This is a genomic window from Lentibacillus daqui, from assembly GCF_027186265.1.
GTDB lineage: Bacteria > Bacillota > Bacilli > Bacillales > Amphibacillaceae > Lentibacillus_C > Lentibacillus_C daqui.
On the sequence record NZ_CP114176.1, the window covers coordinates 3,491,146 to 3,518,111 of the forward strand.

Below are 26,966 nucleotides of genomic sequence, written 5' to 3' on the forward strand. Positions count from 1 at the left end.
AAATAGAATCTAAGCCCTTTCCATAATTTAATCCTAATGATAGGATTTTCCGCTGTCAACTGTGTTTTTCATAACTTTTACGAAGATTAGTAGTAAATACCCAGAATATGTAGTGAATCAGGTCTTTTCTAATAAATATGATTAAAAATACCCAGATTACTCTCTTGCAATTTTCGGGTCATTTTAATTAGTAAAGCTAGTGGAGCACTTGTGTGTTGCAATCTGGCGCGAGATTTGTTTTCTTGGCAGATATGGAACAATTGAGGATGGAATCGGCCGTGAGATTCGCTATTGGTTAGATAAAAAAGCCATAAATGAGTGACATTCACTTCAGCAAATAAAAATACTTCCTTTTCCATTAAAAAAAGAGCGTATACGCACGCTCTTTTTCATTTTACAATCTTGGTAAAGCTATTCTCTATTTGATTGCCGGGTTTATTGGGAACCTCATGATGGTGCCGGCAGCGTGGCTCGTACGTTTCCGAAGCGCCAACCAAGATGACCGGATCATCATAGGAGGCTGGCTTTCCATCAATCAGTCGCTGGGTTCTGCTTGCTGGCGAGCCACAAATGGGACAAATGGCGTTCAGCTTGGTGACTGTTTCACTTAGGGCCATTAATTTTGGCATCGGCTCAAATGGTTCCCCACGAAAATCAGTATCCAAGCCGGCTACGATCACCCAGATTCCTTTATTGGCAAGTTCATCAACAACAGCAACAATATTATCATCAAAAAACTGTGCTTCATCAATCCCGACAACATCGGTGTGTTTATCGATGTTTTCCATGATTTCCTTGGAGTGATTAATTGGACGGGCAATGGTTGAAGTACCATTGTGTGACACGATCGCGTCTCCAGCATAGCGGTCATCGATAGCCGGTTTAAATACCCGGACGGATAAATTGCCATATGTTGCCCGACGAACTCGACGAATCAGTTCTTCTGATTTACCGGAAAACATGCTGCCGCAAATAACCTCCACCCAGCCAGTTTGGTTCATTACATACATCGGTGGGACTCCCTTCTCAGTTTCAAGTATGTAGTAAATGTACCATGTATATCATAACATTCATTAATTATTGTTTGCATTTTAAAGTAAAAAAACAGGCAACGTTTATACATTTTGCCTGTTTTAGGATGTAAGGAACAATTGTAATTCCCTATCATGTGTTGCCTGAAACGGTCGGCTCCACTTTTTATTTCATATTATATTTTTTCTTAAATCGGTCTACACGGCCGCCGACTTTATCTGCTTTTTGTTTGCCCGTGTAGAATGGGTGTGAAGCAGATGAGATTTCAACACGGATTAATGGATATGTGTTGCCATCTTCCCATTCGATTGTTTCGTCAGAGTTTTGAGTAGAACCACTCAAGAATTTAAAATCCGAGCTTGTATCAAGAAATACAACTTTACGGTACTCTGGATGAATGTCTTTTTTCATGTTCTTCCACTCCTTTTTGCCCTGAATCCCGAAGAAACAGAGTTATTGCAAGAGCCGTCATAGGTCTTTTTATACCTTATCTAAACTCACATAAAGAGATTATACCAGTGTGCGTCATTGATTGCAAGCATACATCAGTGGTTATTATCGCAAAAAAAGGAAAACCGGTCGATTATTTATGTGACTCTACCTCTACCATTTTAACGTTTTGTTCCACGGCGTTTCATATCCTCATCAAGCTGCTGAAGAAATTCTTCATTGCTTTTTGATGCACGTAATCGTTTCATGAAACGGTCAAGGAAGTCATTGGAATCCTGCATTGTTTTGCGAATAGCCCAGATTTTGTCCAAATGGCCTTTGTCAACCAGCAGTTCTTCTTTTCGGGTTCCAGAACGTAAAATATCAATTGCCGGGAAAATACGCCGTTCTGCCAGGTTGCGATCCAAATGCAGTTCCATATTTCCTGTTCCTTTAAATTCCTCATAAATCACATCGTCCATCCTGGAGCCGGTATCTACCAGTGCCGTGGCCAATATAGTAAAACTGCCACCCTCTTCAATATTTCTTGCTGCTCCAAAGAAACGCTTTGGACGGTGAAATGCTGCCGGGTCAATACCACCGGAAAGGGTCCGGCCACTTGGGGGAATCACCAAATTATATGCTCTTGCCAATCTGGTAATACTGTCCATTAACACGATGACATCCCGTTTATGCTCGACCAGTCGCATCGCACGTTCCAGAACAAGTTCAGATACTTTGATATGACTCTCTGGTACTTCATCAAATGTAGAGCTGACCACGTCAACATCAGGATATACGGAACGTTCAATATCGGTAACTTCCTCAGGACGCTCGTCCACTAGTAAAATAATCAGTTTAGCATGTGGGTGATTTTTCGAAATGCTATTGGCAATTTCCTTCAACAACATCGTTTTCCCCGCTTTTGGCGGTGCAACAATTAGTCCGCGTTGTCCAAATCCAACTGGTGTCATCAAATCAATAATCCGGGTGGAGATTTTTCGCGTATCTGTTTCCAAATTCATTAACCGATCCGGATACAATGCAGTTAACGCCGGAAAGTGCACACGTTCTTTTGCTGAATCAGGATTTTCATCATTTACGGCATCGACATGCAATAATCCGTAATATCGTTCATTTTCCTTTGGTGGTCGAACCTTTCCGGAAACCTTGTCCCCATTGCGAAGATCAAACCTTCTTATCTGTGACGCGGAAATATAAATATCCTCGGCACTAGGAGAATAATTGATCGGACGCAGGAAGCCAAATCCTTCTGATGGGATAATTTCTAAAATACCGTCCATAAATAAATATCCGTCTTTTTCCGCCTGCGCTTTTAAAATCGCAAAAATCAATTCTTTTTTCGTTAGTTTCGCATAATAAGAAACCTTATACTCCTTTGCTAAAGCATAAATATCCTTCAGTGTAAGGGTTTCTAAATGCGATATTGTTAATGTGTCCATTCTTTTATTTCACCACGCCTATTTATTTGTCGTCTAGCTATTAAAAATAAATCTGAATAAATTCCCAATCTATATAAAATTTCTTCAATTAAAACAACTATGTTCAGACACCAAGATACTGCTTACCTGATCATATGACTTGAGATTTCCACTTCTTAACTTGAAGGTATATACTTTTGAAGAAATGAAGATTTGTCGGAAGCTATGATAGAGGATGTTCAACACTGGCAAGACAAGCCCAATTAATGAATCACCAAGATATTAACCTTGCCTTTGGACAGCCTTATTTGAACAGCCTTAATAGAAGTTTTATAAATTATATTAACCAATATGAACCCTTATTAAACATCTACTATATTACCTTTTTCAGCGGAATTATTCAACTCTATTTTAAAAAAACAACGGAACTGGTAGAAAAAGAGTGGCATCAAGAGATAGTACCTGGCAGGAATAAATCATTGCATCGATGGAACCCGCAAGATTCATACCCACTAACATGGCAAGTACTTGCAGCCTCGCTTTACTTAGCACGCATTAGGACGTTGGCCGTTGTTTGGGAACGGTCACATGATAAAAATGGATTGGAAAACTATAGAGAATGGATGTGCGCACCGGCTGAATCATCCCCCACTTCTAAGCGTTAACAAACCAACAAACTCTGAAGAGGGGGATAAACGGCCTGTCGCAATGCCGAACTGACCTACGACCTATAGCCCTCCGTTCGGCTCCGGCGCCTTTGTTGTTACGAATTCTGAAACTGTTCTATTTCCTGGGCGCTCATTTCTTCGCGCCATACATTTGCCCCTAAGTTAGTTAATTTTTCTGTTATTCTCTGGTATCCCCGGTCAATGTGCTCCAGACCCGTTATTTCGGTGATCCCCTCGGCCATTAAACCAGCTATAATCAGCGCGGCACCAGCACGTAAATCAGTTGCCTTTACCCGTGCACTTTCCAATTGTACCGGACCGGAAACAATAGCCGATCCACCTTCTACTTTTATTACCGCATTCATCCGCCTTAGTTCATCTATATGTTTTAGCCTGGCTGAATAAATTGTATCAGTTACAACCCCTGTATTGACGGCCTTTGTCAATAATGTGGTAATCGGCTGTTGCAGATCGGTTGGAAAACCAGGGTATACAAGCGTTTTGATGTCCACACTTTTCAACGGCTGCTTGGACGCTATCAGCAACTGTTCTTCCCCTTCTTCTACAGTCACACCCATTTCCCGCAGTTTGGCAAGTAAGGATTCCAAGTGTTGGGAAATGACATTGTCAATAATAACCTCATCACCAACTGCCGCGGCAGCTATCGCATATGTGCCTGCCTCAATACGGTCAGGGATAATCGTATGCCGGCAGCCATGCAATGATGGAACACCTTCAATCCGGATGACATCGGTACCTACCCCTTTGATTTTGGCTCCCATGTTCGTCAACAGTGTTGCTACATCAATAATTTCCGGTTCCTTTGCAGCGTTTTCAATCACCGTTTTTCCTTTAGCCTTCACTGCGGCAAGCATAATATTAATCGTTGCCCCAACACTGACAACATCCAAATAAATTCTTGCCCCTCTTAATTCCTCAGCACGTAAATAGATGGCACCCTGTTCATTCGTTACTTTGGCACCTAATGCCTCAAACCCCTTAATATGTTGATCAATTGGTCTTGGACCTAAATGACAGCCACCCGGAAGACCGATTACAGCCTGTTTAAATTTACCCAGCATGGCTCCCATAAAATAGTAAGATGCCCTGAGTTTCTTCACTTTTCCATTGGGCAATGGCATGGATATCATATGTTCAGGCTTAATATGTATCGTTTGGTTATCCCATGATACCTCACCGCCAATTTCTTTGAGCAGTTCACCAAGATTGTAAACATCAGAAATCTTCGGTAGTCCTTCAATTGTTACTTCGGAATCAGCTAATATTGCGGCCGGCAACAGTGCTACAGCGCTATTTTTTGCACCGCTTATCCGCACCTTGCCATTTAACCGATGACCGCCCTCGACTAACATTTTTTGCAATTGGAAAACCCGCCTTTTGAGTCGTTCAAAAATCACTTTTGAACACACATATGTTGTTGATTATCGTCAAACAAGAAAGCGATAAGCAGCTACCATATTAGTAGCAGCTTCCGCCTTTGTATTTAGCTTGCTCAGTTTTTCCAGTTTCATGCAGTTATTTTGCATTTTTCCAGTCATCAAGGAATTTTTGGATACCTTGATCGGTTAATGGATGTTTAACTAACTGTGATAATACTTTGAATGGAATGGTGGCGATATGTGCACCGTTTAGCGCTGCGTCTGTCACATGCATGGGGTGTCTGATTGATGCAGCAATAATTTCGGTTGCAATGCCATGGCGATCGAAAATTTCCGCGATTGTGGCCACTAAATCCATCCCTTGCTGGCCAATATCATCCAAACGGCCAAGGAAAGGTGAAACATAGCTAGCCCCGGCACGTGCCGCCAGCAAAGCCTGATTAGCATTAAAAATCAAGGTTACATTCGTTTTAATATTCAAGTCGCTAAATGCTTTGACCGCTTTTAAACCTTCCAAAGTCATTGGTACCTTAACCGTAATATTTGGAGCGATCGCAGCCAGTTCTTTCCCTTCTTTAATCATACCTTCTGCATCCTCAGAAATAACTTCAGCACTTACCGAACCGGAAACCTCTGCAGTAATTTCCCTGAGACGGTCATGGAACGAAACACCTTCTTTCGCAACCAGACTTGGGTTTGTTGTAACACCTGCCAGGATGCCGAGCGCATTTGCCTCACGAATTTCTTCAATGTTGGCTGTATCAACAAAAAATTTCACCAGAATCATCCTCCCGTATTCACTTATTAAAACTTTCTGTACCGATTCAACTATACTATTAGAATACCAACTCACGACCTCCGTGGCAACAAATTAAATTAGATGAAACATGATTTTAGCAGGAGCCATTGCCTGTTAAACAGGGTTTTTGACAGGAACAATCGTTTTTTTTATTTCCCTTGCCCAATAATACCATTGGTGATAGAACAAATATCAGTGATGTTAAATGGCTTGGAAATAACTTCTTTAACATTCGGATAATCCGCAAACTTTTTGGTTACCTCTTCTGCAAGACCGCTCATAATAATTGCTGGAACGCTTATGTTTTCCTGTTTGAGACGTCTAATCACTTCCGAACCATCGATCACAGGCAATTTGTAATCAAGCATAAGCAAATCAAATGTTTTTTGAAATAATTGATCCAGTGCTTCCTTCCCTGTTTCTGCCGTCGCAACACGATAACCCTCATTTTTTAAAACTTCCACTAATAATAATCGTATACCAGGTTGATCATCAACAACTAATATCGATTTCTGCATAGACTCCAACCATCCTTATATGCACAATTCTATATCTCTCACTATGTTATTTCGCTATAAACGCTTGAGAATCCTCTTTTTACAGACAAAAAACTGGTGAGCCGGTAAAAGATCTCAGGTTTCAACACGCTCGATTATCCAGGAACCTGAGTCGAATTTTTACCAATCCTAGCCCACCAGATATAATTATTTTGATTGCTGTTTAATTGCTGCCTCGACAAATCCGGCAAACAATGGCTGTGGTCTGGTTGGACGCGATTTAAACTCCGGATGGAATTGACAAGCAATAAACCATGGGTGATCGCTTAACTCAATTGTTTCGACCAATCGACCATCCGGGCTTGTACCGGAAAAGACAAAGCCGTTCTCTTCCATAACTTTACGATATTCATTGTTAAATTCATACCGGTGACGATGTCGCTCATAGACCAGATCTTCCCCGTTATAGTCGGCCTTTGTTTGCGTTCCGTCCTGCAATTTGCACGGATAGCTCCCCAAGCGTAATGTCCCACCCAACTCGGAAATATTCTTCTGCTCTGGCAGTAAATCAATAATCGGGTGTGGTGTATCCGGGTCGATTTCAGCAGAATGCGCCCCATGAAGCCCTGCAACATGTCGCGCAAATTCAACCGTAGCTAGCTGCATACCTAAGCAAATACCGAAAAACGGAATGTTATTTTCCCTGGCATAGCGAATGGCTTCCATCTTTCCATCAATTCCCCGATCGCCAAAACCGCCGGGAACTAAAATTCCATCTACTTGATTAAGCTCTTGATGCATGGATTCCTGGTCAAGTTTCTCCGCGTTGATCCATTGAATGTCGATATCTGTGTCATACAGGAATCCGGCATGCTTCAATGATTCTACCACCGAGATATATGCATCCGGCAGCTCAACATATTTTCCGACAAGACCAATGGTTACTGTCCTCTGTAAATGACGGACCTTATCCACCAATTGATTCCATTCTTGCATATCGGCCGGATGGCAATCCAACCCGAAGTGATCACAGGTTATTTGATCCAAATGCTGCTCTTGAAGGGCAATTGGCACCTGGTAAAGGGTATCCGCGTCACGCATCTCAATAACCGATTCTTTTTTAATATCGCAGAACAAGGCAATCTTATCTTTCATTTCCTGACTAATCGCAAATTCTGTCCGTAAAATAATCACATCAGGCTGAATACCTAATGAACGCAATTCTTTCACACTATGCTGCGTTGGTTTGGTCTTCATTTCTCCGGCAGCCTTGATGTATGGAACAAGGGTACAGTGCAAATACATGACATGATCGCGACCAATATCACTTTTAATCTGGCGGATTGCCTCAAGGAATGGCAATGATTCAATGTCTCCCACTGTCCCGCCAATTTCGGTAATCACAACATCGGCCTTCGTTGCTTGTCCGGCACGAAATACCTGTTCCTTGATTTCATCGGTGATATGTGGAATAACCTGGACGGTGCCACCCAAATAATCTCCTCGGCGTTCTTTCCTGATTACACTGGAATAAACCTTTCCTGTTGTAATATTGCTATATTTATTCAAATTAATGTCGGTAAACCGTTCATAATGTCCCAAATCCAAATCGGTCTCGGCACCATCTTCAGTAACAAACACTTCTCCATGCTGATAAGGACTCATCGTGCCAGGATCAACATTGATATATGGGTCAAACTTTTGGATTGTTACTTTAAGTCCCCTATTTTTCAATAACCTTCCTAATGATGCCGCTGTAATTCCTTTACCAAGCGATGATACAACACCGCCCGTTACGAAAATGTACTTTGTCACTGCAATCCCTCTTTCTTCTATACTGTATAGCGTATTGCTTGGTTGTTGGAAAGCTGCTTACCACTCATTAATGTGCGTAAACCCGCGCCATTTAAAACAAAAAAAGCGAGGCGCCGGGCGTAAAAAGGTTAAGTAAAAACGAAAAGCGCTCCCCCATGTTGGAGGAACGCTTTATAAATTAAATTAAAGAGCCCAATAAGCATTGTACTCATGTCGCATGAAAAAGTCAAGCTGTCATTTCAGGGTTTGCGAATATATGAAACATGAACCTGACATCATTCGCAAAAGGTTTTGGCCGTTAAAGTAGCACCTTATTTCGTTTCTTTTTCCGTATCTTCCTCTTCTTCGTCCTCTTCTTCATCATCGAAAGACTCATCATCAAAATCATCGTAATCCTCTACTGATTCATCCAATTCAAAATCACCGATCACTTCATCGAGATCTTCATCTACAACGTCCAACTCTTCTGATTCGTATGGCTCTTGTTCCACTTTCTTCTTTTTCTTGGACTTCTTCTTTTTCTTTGGCTCGGTTGGGATTTCTTCATCAATTTGTTCCACCGGATACCAGCGTTTTAACCCCCACATGTTGGAACCAAGGGTCATGAACCGGCCATCAATATTTAAATCAGTATAGAACTGCGCAATAAATTGTTTCTTTTGTTCATCGGTATACCCTTTGATCTCCGCAATTTTTGCAAAAACATCCCGAAAATTGGTTGCTTTTTTTTCATCCAGCAAAATCAAATTTGCCAACTCAATCATCGACATACCTGCTAATTGTTCGCGGCTATAACTGTTCAAGCTCACGGTTACGCACTTCCTTTTTCCTAGTATTTTACGGCTTCAGCCAGCGAAGCATCCTATTTATAATCAATTCAATTATTTATAATCATAATCTTCCATTTTAACCTCTTTACATATAAACCATACCTTTTATTAAAACACATCGAGCCTGAATATGCTAGGAAAAAATGAAAATCCAGCTATAATAGAGGTCTATCAACCAATGATGCATTCATATCAACTGTAGTAGTGCAGCTATCAACCTCATTCGAGTAAGTATCAACCTGTTTTGCCGGGTATCAACCCCGAAATGCGATTATCGACCAGGTTTGCTTGGATATCAACCGTGGGAGCACGAATATCGACCGCCAGCATCGACAACCACTTCCCGCAAAAAACACACGCCAAACGACAATCCATTTGGCGTGTAACATACTTTTCCTATTTGACCCTACGTCATCCGGTTTCCGACCACTGGCATCTCATCACCGCTTTTACATATTTCTCCGATACTGTCCGCCAACTTCATACAATGCATTAGTAATTTGACCAAGGCTGGCAACTTTGACTGTTTCCATCAACTCGGCAAAAATGTTCCCATTGGATGAAGCAACATGTTTCAACCGCTTCAAAGCTGCGTCTACTTCATTTTGATGTGCCTGCTGAAACTGCTGTAATTCATTGATTTGATGCTCTTTTTCTTCCGTTGACGAACGGGCAAGTTCCATTGAATCGATTTCTTCCTCAGACGGCGGGTTTGGACTAAGATACGTATTGACCCCGATGATCGGTAATTCTCCGGAATGTTTTTTGCCTTCATAGTAAAGGGATTCCGATTGAATTTTACCACGCTGATATTGCCGTTCCATTGCACCAAGCACACCGCCGCGATCATTCATGTTTTCAAATTCCTGTAACACTGCTTCCTCCACAAGATCGGTTAATTCCTCGACTATAAAAGAGCCCTGGATTGGATTTTCATTTTTTGTCAGACCGAACTCCTTGTTGATAATCATTTGAATCGCCATCGCCCGTCGTACCGATTCTTCTGTTGGTGTGGTAATTGCTTCGTCATAGGAATTCGTGTGCAAGGAATTACAGTTATCCTGAATCGCCAATAACGCTTGCAATGTGGTGCGGATATCATTAAACTGAATCTCCTGCGCATGCAGCGATCGTCCGGATGTTTGCACATGGTATTTCAATTTTTGACTCCGTTCGTTGGCACCGTACTTCTCCCGCATGGCGATTGCCCAAATCCTTCGCGCCACCCGGCCAATGACGGTATATTCCGGATCCAGTCCATTTGAGAAAAAGAAGGACAGATTTTTGGCAAACTTATTGACATCCATTCCCCGGCTCAAATAATATTCCACATAGGTAAACCCATTAGCCAGTGTAAAAGCCAGCTGGGTGATTGGATTAGCTCCAGCTTCGGCAATATGATATCCGGAAATCGACACCGAGTAATAATTCCGGACTTTTTTATCAATGAAGTACTGCTGAATATCCCCCATCATTCGTAAAGCAAATTCTGTGGAAAAGATACACGTGTTTTGCCCCTGATCTTCTTTTAAAATATCCGCCTGAACTGTTCCGCGGACAACTGCCAAAGTATCATCCCGCAATTGTTCATATTCCTGCCTGTTTGGTTCCCGGCCATTTTCTTCTTTGAATTTTTCCAGCTGCTGGTCAATCGCAGTGTTAAAATACATAGCTAAAATAATCGGTGCCGGTCCGTTAATGGTCATCGAAACTGATGTTAATGGATCGGTTAAATCAAATCCGGCATACAGCTTCTTCATATCTTCCAATGTACAAATATTAACCCCGCTTTCGCCAACCTTTCCGTAAATATCCGGCCGGTAAGCAGGATCTTCTCCATAAAGTGTTACAGAATCAAATGCGGTCGATAACCGTTTTGCCTCCGAATTCTTGGACAGGTAATGAAAGCGACGATTGGTACGTTCCGGCGTTCCTTCTCCGGCAAACTGTCGGGTTGGATCTTCCCCTTTTCGTTTGAATGGAAAAACACCCGCCGTGAATGGAAACGCACCAGGAACATTTTCTTTTAATAACCAGGTTAGCCGCTCACCCCAATCGGTATATTTGGGAAAAGCGATTTTGGGGATCTTTAACCCCGATAGTGATTCCGTTACAATATCCATTTCAATCTCTTTATCTCGAACCGCAAATGTCATTTTATCCTGACTGTAACTTGCTTTCGTTTCGTCCCAACTATCGAGCAGCTTTTTCGACTTCGCATCAAGTGCTTCTTCCAGGGAACCAATTTTTTCCTCAATCTTGGAAACGTCTGCGTTCTCGTCAAGAATATCTTTGGCCCCGTGAAGTTGATAAAGTTTGCGGGCAACATCACTTTGCCGTTTGACATTGGCATGATAATTCCGTACATGTGTGGCAATTTCCCGCAAATAATGGCGTCGTTCATTGGTAATAATCATGTTTTGTTTTTCTGCAATCGTATGCCGATCGAAATCAACCTCAACATTCCAATCATACTTCTCATTTAATGTATCGATGATCGAGGCAAATAGGGCATTGGTACCCTGGTCATTGAATTGACTGGCAATCGTGCCGAACACTGGATACTTGGTTGGATCTTGATGAAACAGCATATGGCTGCGTTCATACTGTTTGCGGACTTGATTCAGTGCATCTTCTGACCCTTTTTGTTCAAATTTATTAATGACAATGAAATCAGCGTAATCAATCATATCAATCTTTTCCAATTGCGATGGTGCGCCAAATTCGGCCGTCATCACATACATCGACAGGTTCGTCACATCGGTAACGGCCGCATTACCTTGCCCAATCCCACTGGTTTCGACAATGATAAAATCATAGCCTGCCACTTTGACAACATCAATCGCATCCTGAATCGCTTTTGATAATTCCGTACCGGAGTCCCTTGTCGCCAGTGATCGCATGTAAACACGTTCGTTAAAAATAGCATTCATGCGAATCCGGTCCCCAAGCAACGCTCCACCGGTTTTTCGCTTGGTTGGATCAATCGAAATGATCGCCATTTTTTTAGCTGGTACGCCATGAATAAAACGCCGAATTAATTCATCGGTCAATGAACTTTTACCAGCCCCGCCTGTACCGGTGATTCCAAGCACTGGCGTATCGTATTCTGATGCTTTTTTTCTGATTTCCTTCAGCACCGCCTGTTTCTCCTGATCATCTACTTCCTTGCTCTCCACATAAGAAATAAACTTCGCGATTGCTCCACGGTCTCCATGCAACAGCTTCTCCTGATCTTTCTTCACATGAATTGGCGGCACAAAATCGCACTTTTCCAAAATCCGGTTAATCATGCCTTGCAGTCCATACTTTCTTCCGTCCTCCGGGGAAAATATCCAGGTGACACCATATTCGTGTAACTCCTTGATTTCCCGTGGCAGAATGGTTCCACCGCCACCGCCGACAACTTTAATGTGTCCGGCACCAAGTTCTTTCAATAAATCAACCATGTATTTGAAATATTCCACATGTCCGCCTTGGTATGAGGAGATGGCAATTCCCTGAACATCCTCCTGAATAGCCGCATGCACCACATCTTCCACCGATCGGTTATGTCCCAAATGAATCACTTCTGCACCACTGGATTGCATTATTCGCCGCATAATGTTAATCGATGCATCATGACCATCAAACAGACTGGAAGCAGATACAATACGGACAGGATTTTTCGGATAATACACGTCTGGACTTTCCATGGTTATGCGCCTCCTGTTAATTGTTTTGTTTCGTTTTCCACACGCAGGCTCCTTAACAAATATTCAATTTGACCGTTCGTATATTCCTCAAGGGTAAATTGCTTTTGCAGGATCCATCGTCTAAATCCCCACATCTGTCCCTGCACAAAAATATTGTTTGCCAGCAGTTCGGCATCCTGTTTAGATATAGCCTGGGGCAAACATGCAGTTAGTGCACGTTCAAGAATAGTTACCATATCCCGTTCCTTCTTAATAACATAGTCCCGGGAATCTTTTTTCAGCGATTTGACCTCCTGATACAGGATCAGTACCTCTTCCTGCAAATCATCCATCAAACGAAAATAGGAACGCATCATTGAAATAAAGTTTTCTATTGACGGGGAAGCCAAATCGATAATCGCCTCCAGCTGATGACGTACCTGATGGTGAATCGAATCGACAACAAGGAATAAAATATCTTCTTTTGTCCGGATATATTCATACAACGTCCCAATGCTAAAGCCGGATGCCTTGGCGATTTCCTTCGTAGTTGTCCGGTGAAAGCCTTTCTCTTTAAACAGTGTAATTGCACCTTGAATCATTTGCTTACGCCGTTTTTCGATCAATTTATGGTCTTTTACAGAGGAAAGAATTTGCTTATCGGTCATAAAACTCCTCCCTTCGTTGGATGGCTCCCTTGCCCGCGGCCCAAATACACTTCGCTTTCCGTGGGTGCTCCTTGCCCCGGCAAGGGGTATGCCGACGTTGGCCGCAAAGGCCGTTTTTAGTCGGCCTTCCTTAAGTACCTCGCTGTGGGGTCTCACTCTGGCCACTGTTCCCACAGGAGTCTACGTGTATTCGGGCCGCTCAGTGTTCTAAAAACCTTTTCTCTATTCAAAGAAATCCGTTATTTCGTCAGCATTCTGCCAATGACCAGGCGTTGTACTTCGTTGGTTCCTTCATAGATTTGGGTTATTTTTGCATCGCGCATAAATCGCTCAACAGGGTAATCTTTTGTATAGCCATAGCCGCCAAACACTTGGACAGCTTCTACGGTAACGTTCATGGCCGTATCACCGGCAAACAATTTGGACATAGCCGATGCTTTTCCATACGGTTGGCCCTGCGATTCCAGCCATGCAGCCTGATAGGTTAACAGACGGGCGGCTTCTATCTCCGTTGCCATATCCGCCAATTTAAATGAGATACCTTGATTACGGGCGATTGGTTTACCGAATTGCTCCCGTTCCTTCGCATAGCCAACCGCAGCATCAAGTGCGCCTTGTGCGATTCCAACAGCTTGAGCAGCAATACCATTACGTCCGCCATCAAGTGTGGACATGGCAATTTTAAACCCTTCACCTTCTGCACCAAGCAGGTTTTCTTTAGGAATGCGGCAGTTTTCAAAAATCAGTTCCGTTGTAGTCGATGAGCGAATGCCTAATTTCTTTTCCTTTTTGCCAAATGTGAAGCCTGGTGTTCCTTTTTCCACAATAAAGGCACTGACCCCCTTATGCTTGGCATCCGGATTGGTTTTGGCAAAGACGATATAAATATCAGCAACTCCGCCATTGGTAATCCAAACCTTATTCCCGTTTAGCACATAATCGTCTCCGTCCCTTTTGGCAACGGTTTTCATCGAGGCCGCATCACTGCCTGCACCTGGTTCGGACAAGGCATAAGCGCCCAGCGATTCGCCAGTTGCCAGCCGGGTTAGAAATGTCTGCTTTTGCTTCTCATTACCATATTTGTAAATCGGCCAGCTGCAAAGTGATAGATGGGCGGAAAGCGTTACCCCTGTAGAGGCACAAACTCGCGATAATTCTTCTACCGCGATGACATAGCTGACAAAATCCGCACCAATCCCGCCATATTCCTCTGGCCACGGGATCCCGGTCAAGCCAAGTTCTGCCATCTTGTCAAAAATCCCCCGGTCAAATCGTTCTTCCTCATCACGTTCAGCAGCAGTTGGTTCTACGTCCTTTTTTGCAAAATCGCGAACCATTTTCCTGAGCATTTCTTGTTCTTCTGTTAATTGAAAGTTCATCGTTCTACCCTCCTGCATATTGTAAGCCTTCACGTTCGACAGCTATTTGCGTAAAAGTTCTCTTGCAATGACCATATGCTGAATTTCGTTTGTTCCTTCATAGATTTCGGTGATTTTTGCATCCCGAAACAGCCGTTCAACCGGATAATCCTCGGTATAGCCGTACCCACCATAAATCTGCACCGCTTCAATTGCTGTATTTCTGGCTGTCTTGGAGGCATACATTTTTGCCATGGACACTTCTTTGGCACAAGGCACATCTTGCTCGACCAATGATGCAGCATGATAGACTAATAGTTTTGCCGCTTCCACTTGTGTTGCCATGTCGGCAAGTTTAAAGGAAACACCTTGCTGTCTGGCGATCGGGCGGCCAAATTGTTCCCGTTCTTTGGCATAGGAAACCGCCAATTCAAGTGCCGCATCAGCAATTCCCAACGCCTGTGCGGCAATCCCGATTCTGCCAACATTCAGGTTAGCCATAGCGATATTAAAACCGTCACCTTCCTTGCCAAGCAATTGTTCTTGTGGCACGGCACAATGATCAAATGTTAGCTCCACCGTGTTTGAGCCATGCAGCCCCATTTTTCGTTCCGGCTTACCAATCATTAATCCTGGTGTACCTTTTTCGACAATAAATGCACTAATCCCTTTTTTCCCTTGTTCATCACCTGTTCTGGCAAAAGTGATATATGTATCTGCTTCGCCACCATTGGTAATAAACATTTTGGAACCGTTTAAAATATAGTGGTCATCATCCTTTTTTGCCATTGTCTTGAGACTTGCCGCATCAGATCCGGAACTGGGTTCAGTCAAAGCAAATGCACCCAAATATTCACCTGCTGCAAGTTTAGGCAGGTAGTAGTTTTTTTGCATTTCATTACCAAAATAACGGATTGGATTGGTTCCAACCGATGTATGAACCGACAAGATAACGCCAAGTGTTGCACTTACTTTTGACAACTCATGAATCGCGATAATGTAAGCGGGAAAATCCATACCACTGCCACCATATTTTCCCGGAAGCGGGATCCCCATCAGGCCAAGCTCTCCCATCCGTTTCACCAATTCTCTTGGAAAGCGGTCCTCCTTCTCCATCCGGGCTACTTCCCTTTCGACTTCTTTCTGTGCGAAGGCGCGAACCATCTGACGCATCATTTCCTGTTCTTCAGAAAAGTGCATTTTCATACATGCTCCCCCTTGTATGTAAAGCCATGTTGTTTTAATTGTATTGGTAAAAGCCGCGACCGGATTTTTTGCCTAACCAGCCCGCATTGACGTACTTCCGAAGCAATGGACATGGACGATATTTGCTATCACCAAACCCTTCATGAAGCACCTCCATGATATATAGACAAGTATCCAGGCCAATAAAGTCAGCCAAGGTTAACGGCCCCATCGGATGGTTCATACCAAGTTTCATAACGGTATCAATATCTTCAACAGACGCTACCCCTTCATGCAGGGCATACACTGCTTCATTTATCATTGGCATTAAAATACGATTGGCTGCAAACCCTGGAAGGTCACTTACTTCCACCGATGTCTTCCCCAGTTGTTCAGCCATATTGGCAATTTGCCGGTATGTCGCATCACTTGTTTGCAGGCCACGAATAATTTCCACGAGTTTCATAACTGGAACCGGATTCATAAAATGCATACCGATCACCTGGTCAGGCCGGTTTGTTGTAGCGGCAATTTCCGTAATTGGCAGTGATGATGTATTCGTCGCCAAAATCGTGTGGGCTGGTGTCACTTGATCCAATTCCGTAAACACTTTTGCTTTGACATCCATATTTTCTACAACTGCTTCAATGACCAAATCACATGAAGCAGCATCAGTTAGTGTCGCCGATTTGTGTAGCCGGTTTAATGTTTCTGTTTTATCCGCTTCACTGATCCGCTGTTTGTCGACAGACCTGGTCAGTAGTTTTTCAATCGTGCTTAATCCTTTATCCAATGCCTGCTCACTCATATCATGTAAATATACGTTAAATCCGGACTGGGCACAGACCTGGGCAATCCCAGCCCCCATTTGCCCAGCCCCGATCACCATGACGTTTGTAATATCCATTCGTTTTTCCCCTTTCTTTATTACTACGAAAGAATTCCTGCCTATTTGTGAACTGCGGCGAAAGTATGCCGAACTCCGGCGAATTTTTGTCAAACTTCGGCGAAAATGTATCGAATTCCGGCGAAAATATGTCGAACTTCGGCTTTTCGCTATTAAACCTCCACCAGGATTGCATCGCCTTGCCCGCCGCCACTGCAAATGGCCGCAACTCCTAATCCGCCGCCGCGACGTTTCAATTCGTGAATCAAGGTTAAAATAATCCGGGCTCCGCTGGCACCAATTGGATGGCCGAGTGCAACTGCCCCGCCATTTACATTAACTTTTTCCATGTCAATCCCGGCTATTTTTCCACTTGCCAGCGAAACAACAGCGAATGCTTCGTTGATCTCGTACAAATCAATATCGTCTTTGGAATAGCCCGTCTTCTCCAGTAATTTATTGATGACACGTCCCGGAGTTTCCGGGAAGTTCTCCGCTTCAACTGCTACTTCGGCGTGACCAAGAATGGTTGCCATTGGTGTTTTTCCCAAATTTGCTGCCTTTTCATCGGACATTACTACAAAGGCACACGCCCCGTCATTCACGCCTGGTGCATTCCCCGCTGTCACCGTCCCATCCGGGTCAAACGCTGGAGACAATGCCGCCAGTTTATCCAGACTGGTATCCTTTCGTGGTGCTTCATCGGTATCAACAATAATTGATTCTCCCTTTCGTTGTGGCACCTCCAATGGCACAATTTCTTCAGCAAATTTGCCATCCTCGATTGCTTTAATCGCCCGCTGATGGCTGCGGAGTGCCCATTCATCCTGCCCTTCTCTGGATAATCCGAATTTTTCTGCCGTCGAATTGCCGTAATTCCCCATATGAATGCCTCTAAAGGAACATGTCAGGCCATCATGAACCATCATATCAACTACCTTTTTATCACCCATCCGATTGCCCCAGCGTGCATCAGGCAGATAATAAGGGGCATTGCTCATGCTCTCCATCCCCCCGGCAACAATCGTATCCTCATCACCGAGGCGAATGAGCTGATCGGCCAGAGTTACACTGCGCAATCCAGAGGCACATACTTTGTTAATCGTTTCTGTTTTGACATCCCATGGAACCCCTGCTTCACGAGCCGCCTGCCGTGATGGGATTTGGCCTTGACCACCTTGTAGCACTGTCCCCATTATCACTTCATCGATCTCTGTTCCCGGTAAACCTGCACGATCCAATGCAGCACTGATTGACTTCCCTCCTAATTGGGCAGCTGTAAACGGTGTTAATACGCCGCCAAACTTACCAAAGGGGGTGCGTGCTCCTGATACAATAACTGATTTTCTCATTATGACCCATTCCTTTCTATCGGAGTTTATCGAAGTTTACTAGTTTTGTTAACGCTTTCTATAATTGATTGAACGCTCGCTCACTGTAGAGGTACTATATAGAGGGAGAACAACCTCCCTCTATTAGTTTATCACGTTAGTCTATGGTTATGAACTATTCATTAAGCCGTTTTCGTATATTCCTCAGTAAATACAGACATTGCCAGTATTTCCGCAACATCCATCGTTCCAATATCGTCTTCCACTTCTTTTGCCTTCGTACCATCACTAAGCATGGTTAAGCAATATGGACAGGCGCTGGATATCATGGTTGGCTGTACGGCGATTGCCTGTTCTGTACGAGCTACATTGATTCTGTTGCCGGTTGTTTCCTCACTCCACATTAATCCGCCACCAGCTCCACAACACATTGCGTTCTCTCTATTACGCTTCATTTCTACCAGTTCCAGTCCCGGAATCGATTTGAGAATTTCTCTCGGCGGATCATACACGCCATTATAACGTCCAAGATAACAAGAGTCATGATAAGTGAGCCGTTCGTTGATTTCCCCTTTTGGTTCCAGCTTTCCACTCATAACCAAATCAAACAGCAGTTGTGTATGATGATAAACCTCCGCTTCAAAACCAAAGTCCGGATATTCATTTTTGAAAATGTTGTATGCATGAGGATCAGTGGTCACAATCTTGGTCACACCATGTTTCTCAAACTCCTTGATATTTTTTTCGGCAATTTCCTGGAATAAGAATTCGTTGCCAATCCGGCGGGCAGTGTCACCAGAGTTTGCTTCTTTATTCCCTAGAATCGCAAAGCTGATGCCTGCTTGATTCATCAATTTGGCAAACGCAATCGCAATTTTTTGACTGCGGTTATCATATGCTCCCATCGAGCTTACCCAGAAAAGATATTCAAATGATTTGTCTTCTTTTTTCAATTCCTTAACGGTTGGGATATAAACGGATTCATCCAGTTCCCGCCATTTGATCCGGTCTTTTTTCGATAATCCCCATGGGTTACCCTGACGTTCAATATTCATGACTGCGCGCTGGGCATCCGGATCCATTTTTCCTTCTGTCATCACCAGGTAACGACGCAGATCAATAATTTTATCGACATGCTCGTTCATCACCGGACAAGCATCCTCACAATTCCGGCAAGTTGTACAGGCAAACAGTTCTTCCTGAGTAATTACGTCACCAATCAGGTTTACATCCTCCATACTTGCTGCCGCTTCCTGGCGAGCGATTTGATTCCCTTTCGTATTGGAAAACGCATACGCTGGAACCCATGGTGTTTTTCCGGTCACCGCCGCCCCTTTTTCTGTTAAATGGTCACGCATTTTGATCATCAAATCCATCGGTGACAACATTTTACCGGTCCCGGATGCCGGGCAAACATCGGTACAACGTCCGCATTCTACACAGGCATAAAAATCAATCATTTGAAATTGTTCAAAGTCCTCAATTTTACCAACACCAAAGGAAATGTCCGCTTCATCTTCGGCAGCATCTTCATCGAGATCAAAATCTATTTTATTTAGCTTCCCTGTAACCCGTTTGCTCAAAAATACATTAATTGGTGCGGCAATCAGGTGCGCATGCTTCGATTGTGGTACATACACTAAGAAAGTTAAAATTGTAATCGCATGCACCCACCAGGCGATATAAAATACAACTAATGCAGCAGTTGGCGACATCCAGCCAAAGGCCATTCCAATTAAACTGGCAACAGGCTCTGTCCATGTTGCTTCGGTTCCATGCCAAATTTGCGCCATTCCATTACCAACTAAAACCGAGAGCATTAATGTTCCGATAAAAATCAACACAAGTCCCGCTTTAAAGCCCCGTTTTAATCGGACAATCTTTTCTACATAGCGCCGGTGAAAACCAATAGCAACGGCAACCAGGATCATTAACGTAACGAGCTCCTGGAAAAAGGTAAATCCGGGATAAAACACCCCAAACGGCAAGTGTTTACCAGGTGCCAATCCTTTTACGAACATATCAATGGCACCAAATTGAACCAGGATAAATCCGTAAAACATCATGACATGCATGACCCCGGACTTTTTATCCTTTAGCAGCTTGGATTGTCCGAAAACAATTTTGCCAATTCTTCGCAGCCGTTCTTTGATTTCCCCATCAAATTCCGACTTCTTCCCCAATTTGATATATGCTATCCGTGTTGCTACGACTCTGCCAAACAAGTACACACCGTAAATAACAATGGCTGTAAATAGAATCGCATTAAGCAGCAGTAGCGTGTTCATAATCCGAGCTCCCCCTTTTTATGTAGTAAGAAATATATAAATAAATGGATGCCAAAAACCAATACACAGAGCATAGCCATGGTAAGCTACAATTCCCCCAGCTCCAGCTATACATTATTCTGAATTATCCTTTAAAATGACAGCGATTGCATTTAAAAGATAATAAAAAGGTTCTACTCCTACTTTAAATGTGAATGACCATTCAGTCAATACATTTTTAAAATTTATGTGAGAATTATGAACGGATGGGAAATGGGCGGTTCTCCTATCCCATCATTTTTCATAGCAGATTGGGCGGTTTTGGCAATGGCTGGGTAGCAGTTGCTCTGATTTATCAGCGGTTTCTGCACTTTTATCGGCGATTAGCCCCCCCTTTTTTCCTCCCCGCAAAAAATAAGACAGAGGAATTCAACCCTCTGTCCTTGGCCAAACTAACTGCCACGCTGTCTCTACATTTTTTCCGGTGCGGTGACTCCGATTAGGTTCAAACCGTTAGCGATAGTAATGCGAACGGCTTGCATAAGAGCAACGCGTGCTTTGGAACGTTCCGGATTTTCGGTGTCCAGTACTTTTTCAGCATTGTAGAAGCTATGCAATAAAGAGGCCAACTCAAAAATGTATTGGGTTACCTTATGCGGCGTTTCTTTCATGGCCGCGTCGGCTATTACCTGTGGGAAATCCCCCAATTTTTTCAGCAGATCGATTTCCTTTTCCGCTGTTAATAGTCCCGTATCATATTGTTTTGTAACCAATCCTTTTTCTTCTGCCTGTTTGAGCATGGTACAAATTCGAGCATGGGCGTATTGCACATAATAAACAGGGTTATCATTTGACTCAGAACGCGCCAAATTCAAGTCAAAATCAAGCTGTGAGTCATTGGAACGCATCACGAAGAAATAACGTACCGCATCAATACCAACCTCATCCATCAATTCCCGCAATGCTACTGCGTTTCCGGTCCGTTTACTCATCCGAATTTTCTCCCCGTTTTCAAACAGGTTGACCATTTGGATAATTTTCACCGCAAATTTTTCCTTTTCATAGCCAAGTGCCCGGATAGCCGCTCGCATGCGCGGAATATATCCATGATGATCCGCACCCCAGACGTTTATGATTTTATCAAAACCGCGTTCCAATTTATTTTGATGGTAAGCAATGTCCGGGGTTAAATACGTATAACTGCCATCTTTCTTAATTAACACACGATCTTTGTCATCGCCAAATGCTGTCGAGCGGAACCAGGTCGCACCATCTTGTTCATAAATATAGTCTCCCTGTTTCAACGTTTCCAGTGCATCGGCAATTTTATTTTCCTTATATAGCGACCGTTCCGAGAACCAGTTGTCGAAATGAACGCGAAAATCGGCTAAGTCCTTTTTTATCTTGTTCATTTCATATTCCAGCCCATATTCTTTAAAAAATGATAAACGTTTTTCCTTATCCGCATTCGCCCATTTATCGCCATCTTTTTTGGCCAGTTCTTCACCGATCCTAATAATATCAGGGCCGTGATAGCCATCTGCGGGCATTTCTGCATCCATGCCTAGTGCCTGTAAATAACGTGCTTCCACGGACAAAGCCAGGTTATCAATCTGGTTACCGGCATCGTTCATATAGTATTCTCGTTCTACTTGATAGCCCGCAGTATCCAGTACATTGCAAAGCACATCGCCAAACGCTGCCCCGCGTGCATGACCAAGATGCAAGTCACCAGTCGGGTTAACAGAAACGAATTCAACCTGAACCTTTTCCCCTTGGCCGGCATTGCTTCTGCCGTATGCATCCCCTGCTTGCAAAATAGCAGGCACGATCTCACTAAACAGGTCATCTTTGGTAAAAAAGTTAATAAATCCCGGTCCGGCAATTTCGACCTTTTCGATGGCCGCCTTGGTTTGATCGAGGTTTGCGACAATGTCTTCCGCAATTTGCCGTGGTGCTTTTTTGGCAATGCGAGCCAGCTGCATGGCAATATTGGATGCAAAATCACCGTGTGCTTTATCTTTTGGTTTTTCCAGCGTTATTTCCGGCAGCTCTTGTTCCGTTGCCAAATTTGCCTGGACTACCGCCTTAATCATTTCCTGCTTCAATGTTTCTTCGGTTTGCGCTAGTATGTTCATTGGGAAGCCTCCTCATTTCGCTTCATTAAGATTTTTTCGTATATTTCGTCGTTAAACTGCTTTTTGTATCGTCAGTGTTAATTGGTGTCTTCGGGCATCCTGTCCATTCAGTTTCACCTGATAGGCTACCGATAATTCGCCTGGTTTCGTTCGTCTTGGTGGTTGATAGACAATTTCCTCGGTATAAGTTTCCATATGGATCGCCCCATGCATATGTTGAAACAGCGTCTCGGAAGTTTCACCCGGGCTAAATTGCTGGTGCATAGCAACCGCACCCGAGCGTTTAATGCTCACCTTTTCCCGTTGGATTGTCAATAAGTTCTTAATCGTATCCCCGCTGTTTTCCAGTTGCTCATGATACGTTAAAACATCCATTTTATTTCGGTTATATAAATAGCCGGTTGCTTTCGTTGTCGTTTCCTCTACTTGCCCGTTATCTTCAATCCACATATGAAGTTCAATTGCAACCTGGCTTTGTTCCTGTTTCATACTAATCGCTCCTGCCAATTCAGTCGGATATCTACTAATTATAGCGATAAAAGGGGATCAATTTCAATATTAATTGTTTCTATACCAAAGATCCGGTTAAACTAAACTATTCAGAACTATTTGCGTACCAGGCACCTACGCAATTCCGAATAGTTTGCGTACTTGTGACCTGTGTTTATTTCCATTTATCTTTTCCTATAATGGGTATAATGTACACGTTCAAAAAATCCGGATAACCGCTCATGTTTGGCATATGGCCGCTCGTAATTAGGCCGCAACTGCTCAAGATTAGCCGTACTCTTGCTTGTCCAAGCGGGATATCTGCTCGACTCAACCAACAAACCGCTCAAACAACGAAATTGGAGTTAATCAGATGAAATGGTTTAAAAAACGTATTTACATAAAACTTATATTGGGAGTTTTTTTATCTGTCCTGGTCCTTCTATCAGGTGTTTATTTGGCGAGCTATCTGCTTGGTCCACCTGATCTCGTGCCTCAACAAAACACGGTTTACTATAGTCAGGATGGAAAAGTGATTGGCGAAGAGCGTGGTAACCGTGGTGAGGATTGGGTGGATTTAAGCGACATATCCGACCAATTAATCCAGGCAACGCTTCTTGCTGAAGATCGCCACTTTTACAATCATCACGGGTTTGATATTCCACGAATCATGGGTGCTGTCTGGACAGATTTGAAAACGATGTCATTAAAACAGGGTGCGAGTACACTTACCCAGCAGTATGCCCGAAACTTGTATTTGTCTTTTGAAAAAACTTGGACGCGGAAACTGCAAGAAGCATTTTATACGATTCGCCTGGAAATGTTCTATTCAAAGGATAAGATTCTGGAAGGGTATTTAAACACAATTTACTACGGACACGGTGCATATGGTGTGGAAGATGCCAGTAAATATTACTTTAATAAATCGGCCAATGAATTATCCCTTGCTGAAGCGGCAATGCTCGCGGGTATTCCCAAGGGGCCAACCTATTACTCGCCTTACAATAATCTGGCAAATGCCAAAAAGAGGCAAAAGTGGATATTGGGTTTGTTGCGTAATCGCCATATCATCAGTGCCCAGGATTATGAACAGGCAATCCATACCGAACTTGCCTTTACCAAACCGGTTGATCAACAGAAGGCGGACAAGGCTCCCTATTTTCAGGACACCGTTTTACATGAAGCAGCAAACCTGTTGGAACTTGATAAGGAAAAAGTGCGTTCCGGCGGTTATCAAATCTATACGACATTAGATACGGATAAACAAACAAAGTTGGAAAAACAAACGAACACAGTCTTCCAGGATAGTAGCGATATTCAGGTTGGAGCGATCGCCATGGATCCCCATAATGGTGCAATGCGGGCACTCATCGGCGGCAAGGATTACGAGGACAGCTCGTTCAACCGTGCGATTCAGGCAAAACGCATGCCCGGCTCAGCCTTTAAGCCATTTTTATACTATGCTGCACTACAAAACGGGTACACACCAACGACCATGCTGATGAGCAAGCCAACCGTTTTCAAATTGGAAAGTGGCGGAAAATACACACCAAACAACTTTGATGGCTATTATGCCAATAAGCCAATTACACTAGCTCAGGCCCTGGCATTATCCGATAACATTTATGCTGTAAAAACGAATCTATTTTTAGGTGTCGATAAGCTAATCCATACAGCAAGGAAACTAGGTATTACCAGTCAATTGCCCAAAGTACCATCGCTCGCCCTTGGAACCGCTACTGTGTCTGTAAAAGAGATGGTAACAGGGTACGGCATCCTGGCAAATGGTGGTCACGATATTGAAGCTTATACCGTGGAGAAAATCATGGATCCGAGTGGCAAGGTACTTTATAAACGGGACCATAACAGTGGAGAACAAATTCTCGACCCGCAAACGACATTTGTGTTGACCCAACTGATGACGGGAATGTTTGACCGTTCATTAAATGGTTATATGTCAGTCACCGGTTCTACTGTTGCTGATAAACTATCCCGGCCTTATGCTGGCAAATCCGGATCCACCGACTCAGACAGCTGGATGATTGGCTATAGTCCTGATTTGGTAACAGGCATCTGGACCGGCTATGACGACAATCGCCAAATGGAAAAGGTTGCCGAAACAGCTTATGCCAAAGAGGTTTGGGCAGGATTTATGGAGGCCGCCCACAAGGATATGCCACCACGTAAATTTGCCGTCCCATCGGGTGTTGTCAAAGTGTCCATTGATCCGGAAACAGGTAAACGTGCCACACGCTATTGTAATCATAGTCGTGTCATGTACTTTAAAAAAGGCACTGAACCAACTGAATATTGCAGCCTTCACTTACCAAATGATAAAGCAAAAAACGGTGACGGTCATAAACAACAGAAAGACAAGAAAAAAGGTACATTAAAAAAACTATTTGAATCGCTGTTTTGACGGGACAAGGAGGCTGTCCCCCTTGTCCCTAAAAAACGGCTGACCCGTTAATCGGATCAGCCGTTTTTTTGTCCTAGTAATACATGTGTAAGCCCATGTATATCATATTTTACAAATTTATCTTGTAAAGTACAACATATTCTGCAATTGTTCACGATTCATTCACAAATTGTTCACGATTTCGGAAGTGCCTGCTTCAATTCGTCGGCGGAATTATTCCACATGTCACCGCCATTGAAATCAACAAGGAAGTCGCGTAACAGCTGTTTGGAATGTTCGTCCATATGATCAAGGATAATTTTTCCTTTTAAGGATTTTTCCATATGGGTAACATGTTCAGGCATGGATTTATAGGCGCGCTTTATCGAACGGTCAACCCTAATCTCACTGCCACAAACACCGGAAAAATATGGGCCGTTTTCTCCTTTATCAACTGTAACCCAAACAATCCAGTACAATTTACCATTCGGAACGGCATCTTTATCCGGCAAAAATTTCACGCGACGTTCTACCTGGCTCCGTCCATGCATGGCGCCCATATCGACAAATGCCCGATCTTCATTTGGATCGACAATCACCGGTGAAACATTTTCCAGACTAATTGAACCTGCACCAAAGCCCCTATCTCCATCAAGCGGATCATCTTTTATAATAGTGAATGGATTACTCTTCTTATTGTTGGAAGACTGTTCTGAACTCATTCTTTGAACCTCCTTCATACTGATGGTACCTATTGTAGCACAGGTAAAGCGAAACTTCATTCAGTGAGGGTTCCCTTGCTTCAATGAATTAGAAAAAACAGTTGAGGAAGAATTTTATAAGTTTAAATCTCTCTATTTGTAAACAAGGACCTTGATTTTACTATGAAAACAACGGCCAAAATTGCAACAATACAGTTGAAACTCTCTACTATGAAAATGTTAAAATGGATTTTTTGATATAAAGTTGCAACAAAGTCAACCGCAGCATGAGCTAAAATCGCGTATAGCAGATATTTCATTTTCTGGCTTTTCACTCCATAGAGAACCAATAATGAAAACCCTAAGTGATGCGTAAAGGCGAATATTCTTTCCAAGCCAGTAAATAAATACACATAAGCAGGTGTGTTTACCAATTGTTCTTTTCCAGCCTGCAAGCCTTCAGCAACACTCCCGCTGTTTGTCTGGATGAGTGTATCTAAGGTTCCTGAATTGACCATATAGGCATTGATGATTAATGAAATACTTGCCAATCCTCCGATGAAAAACGCTTCAACACCACCATGTCCAATCCCATAAGCAATCCCATCTTTCCAGTCTCGATAATTTTTCAAAAAGTAACGAAATCCAATGTATCGTCCCACTTCCTCAAATATCCCCGCAGCCAAACAGCCGTAAAGAGCGTAAAGGTAGGGATTTGTTAACCACTCCTGTGTGTATGGATTAACCCCGAACACATATTGATGCAGTAATTTCTCCAGGATTTGCGAAAACACAATAAAAACGAGCAGCCCGATCAGAATCGGCTTCCAGGAAATCCGGTATTTTCTTATAAAATAAATTGCACAAAACACTGGTACCCCAATTGCCAAAACCCCGCTGATCACCATAAATACAATGGATAAAGTACCCACCAATTGTTTATCCCCCTTATCCCTTTC

The 26,966-nt window shown here is 43.2% G+C and carries 21 protein-coding genes; 2 read left to right on the forward strand and 19 right to left on the reverse strand.

The window, feature by feature from the left end:
- Positions 1-389: 389 nt before the first annotated feature.
- The 3 genes from O2S85_RS17445 to rho all read right to left on the reverse strand — a co-directional run bounded on the left by O2S85_RS17445 (position 390) and on the right by rho (position 2,924).
- On the reverse strand, positions 390-1,010 hold the full coding sequence (locus O2S85_RS17445; protein WP_269410550.1) for a thymidine kinase: 621 nt from the start codon (positions 1,008-1,010) through the stop codon (positions 390-392).
- Between the two features lie 187 nt (positions 1,011-1,197).
- Positions 1,198-1,443, reverse strand: coding sequence for a type B 50S ribosomal protein L31 (locus tag O2S85_RS17450; protein WP_269410551.1), 246 nt, complete (start codon positions 1,441-1,443; stop codon positions 1,198-1,200).
- A gap of 200 nt (positions 1,444-1,643) precedes the next feature.
- The gene (gene rho / locus O2S85_RS17455; protein ID WP_269410552.1) at positions 1,644-2,924 is read right to left on the reverse strand and encodes a transcription termination factor Rho; all 1,281 of its coding nucleotides are present in this window, start codon (positions 2,922-2,924) and stop codon (positions 1,644-1,646) included.
- Between the two features lie 245 nt (positions 2,925-3,169).
- Here rho and O2S85_RS17460 point away from each other — a divergent pair, with 245 nt between their 5' ends.
- The gene (locus O2S85_RS17460; protein WP_269410553.1) at positions 3,170-3,568 is read left to right on the forward strand and encodes a hypothetical protein; all 399 of its coding nucleotides are present in this window, start codon (positions 3,170-3,172) and stop codon (positions 3,566-3,568) included.
- Between the two features lie 98 nt (positions 3,569-3,666).
- Here the strand turns inward: O2S85_RS17460 and murA are convergent, their stop codons facing one another.
- The 14 genes from murA to O2S85_RS17530 form a co-directional block, all read right to left on the reverse strand.
- Positions 3,667-4,953, reverse strand: coding sequence for a UDP-N-acetylglucosamine 1-carboxyvinyltransferase (murA, locus tag O2S85_RS17465; RefSeq protein ID WP_269410554.1), 1,287 nt, complete (start codon positions 4,951-4,953; stop codon positions 3,667-3,669).
- Positions 4,954-5,107: 154 nt separating this feature from the next.
- Positions 5,108-5,749, reverse strand: a complete 642-nt coding sequence (fsa, locus tag O2S85_RS17470; protein ID WP_269410555.1) for a fructose-6-phosphate aldolase — start codon at positions 5,747-5,749, stop codon at positions 5,108-5,110.
- A gap of 170 nt (positions 5,750-5,919) precedes the next feature.
- The gene (locus O2S85_RS17475) at positions 5,920-6,288 is read right to left on the reverse strand and encodes a response regulator (protein WP_269410556.1); all 369 of its coding nucleotides are present in this window, start codon (positions 6,286-6,288) and stop codon (positions 5,920-5,922) included.
- A 186-nt stretch (positions 6,289-6,474) separates the two neighbouring features.
- A complete protein-coding gene (pyrG, locus tag O2S85_RS17480) occupies positions 6,475-8,082 on the reverse strand; it encodes a CTP synthase (protein ID WP_269410557.1) in 1,608 nt (535 codons plus the stop codon).
- 311 nt (positions 8,083-8,393) lie between these two features.
- Positions 8,394-8,891 (reverse strand): DNA-directed RNA polymerase subunit delta, encoded by a 498-nt coding sequence (rpoE, locus tag O2S85_RS17485; RefSeq protein WP_269410558.1) that lies wholly within the window; start codon positions 8,889-8,891, stop codon positions 8,394-8,396.
- A gap of 470 nt (positions 8,892-9,361) precedes the next feature.
- Positions 9,362-12,607: a fused isobutyryl-CoA mutase/GTPase IcmF gene (gene icmF / locus O2S85_RS17490; RefSeq protein WP_269410559.1), complete on the reverse strand. Its 3,246-nt coding sequence runs from the start codon at positions 12,605-12,607 to the stop codon at positions 9,362-9,364.
- A gap of 2 nt (positions 12,608-12,609) precedes the next feature.
- Positions 12,610-13,254 carry a TetR/AcrR family transcriptional regulator gene (locus O2S85_RS17495; protein WP_269410560.1) on the reverse strand — a complete coding sequence of 215 codons (645 nt, stop codon included), beginning with the start codon at positions 13,252-13,254 and terminating at the stop codon, positions 12,610-12,612.
- Positions 13,255-13,493: 239 nt separating this feature from the next.
- Positions 13,494-14,633 (reverse strand): acyl-CoA dehydrogenase, encoded by a 1,140-nt coding sequence (locus tag O2S85_RS17500; protein WP_269410561.1) that lies wholly within the window; start codon positions 14,631-14,633, stop codon positions 13,494-13,496.
- Between the two features lie 42 nt (positions 14,634-14,675).
- Positions 14,676-15,818, reverse strand: coding sequence for an acyl-CoA dehydrogenase (locus O2S85_RS17505; RefSeq protein ID WP_269410562.1), 1,143 nt, complete (start codon positions 15,816-15,818; stop codon positions 14,676-14,678).
- 34 nt (positions 15,819-15,852) lie between these two features.
- Positions 15,853-16,704: a 3-hydroxybutyryl-CoA dehydrogenase gene (locus O2S85_RS17510; protein ID WP_269410563.1), complete on the reverse strand. Its 852-nt coding sequence runs from the start codon at positions 16,702-16,704 to the stop codon at positions 15,853-15,855.
- A 152-nt stretch (positions 16,705-16,856) separates the two neighbouring features.
- Positions 16,857-18,035 carry an acetyl-CoA C-acetyltransferase gene (locus O2S85_RS17515; protein WP_269410564.1) on the reverse strand — a complete coding sequence of 393 codons (1,179 nt, stop codon included), beginning with the start codon at positions 18,033-18,035 and terminating at the stop codon, positions 16,857-16,859.
- A 161-nt stretch (positions 18,036-18,196) separates the two neighbouring features.
- A complete protein-coding gene (locus O2S85_RS17520) occupies positions 18,197-20,302 on the reverse strand; it encodes a (Fe-S)-binding protein (RefSeq protein WP_269410565.1) in 2,106 nt (701 codons plus the stop codon).
- 449 nt (positions 20,303-20,751) lie between these two features.
- Positions 20,752-22,419: an arginine--tRNA ligase gene (gene argS, locus O2S85_RS17525; protein ID WP_269410566.1), complete on the reverse strand. Its 1,668-nt coding sequence runs from the start codon at positions 22,417-22,419 to the stop codon at positions 20,752-20,754.
- A gap of 51 nt (positions 22,420-22,470) precedes the next feature.
- A complete protein-coding gene (locus O2S85_RS17530) occupies positions 22,471-22,908 on the reverse strand; it encodes a YwiB family protein (RefSeq protein ID WP_269410567.1) in 438 nt (145 codons plus the stop codon).
- Between the two features lie 373 nt (positions 22,909-23,281).
- Between O2S85_RS17530 and O2S85_RS17535 the strand changes: the two genes are divergently transcribed.
- Entirely contained in the window at positions 23,282-25,327 is a 2,046-nt protein-coding gene (locus tag O2S85_RS17535; RefSeq protein ID WP_269410568.1) for a transglycosylase domain-containing protein, read from the forward strand.
- 173 nt (positions 25,328-25,500) lie between these two features.
- Here O2S85_RS17535 and O2S85_RS17540 read toward each other — a convergent pair whose 3' ends face one another.
- Positions 25,501-26,028, reverse strand: a complete 528-nt coding sequence (locus tag O2S85_RS17540) for a YwhD family protein (protein WP_269410569.1) — start codon at positions 26,026-26,028, stop codon at positions 25,501-25,503.
- Between the two features lie 122 nt (positions 26,029-26,150).
- The gene (locus O2S85_RS17545) at positions 26,151-26,939 is read right to left on the reverse strand and encodes a YhfC family intramembrane metalloprotease (protein ID WP_269412635.1); all 789 of its coding nucleotides are present in this window, start codon (positions 26,937-26,939) and stop codon (positions 26,151-26,153) included.
- Between the last annotated feature and the right edge of the window lie 27 nt (positions 26,940-26,966).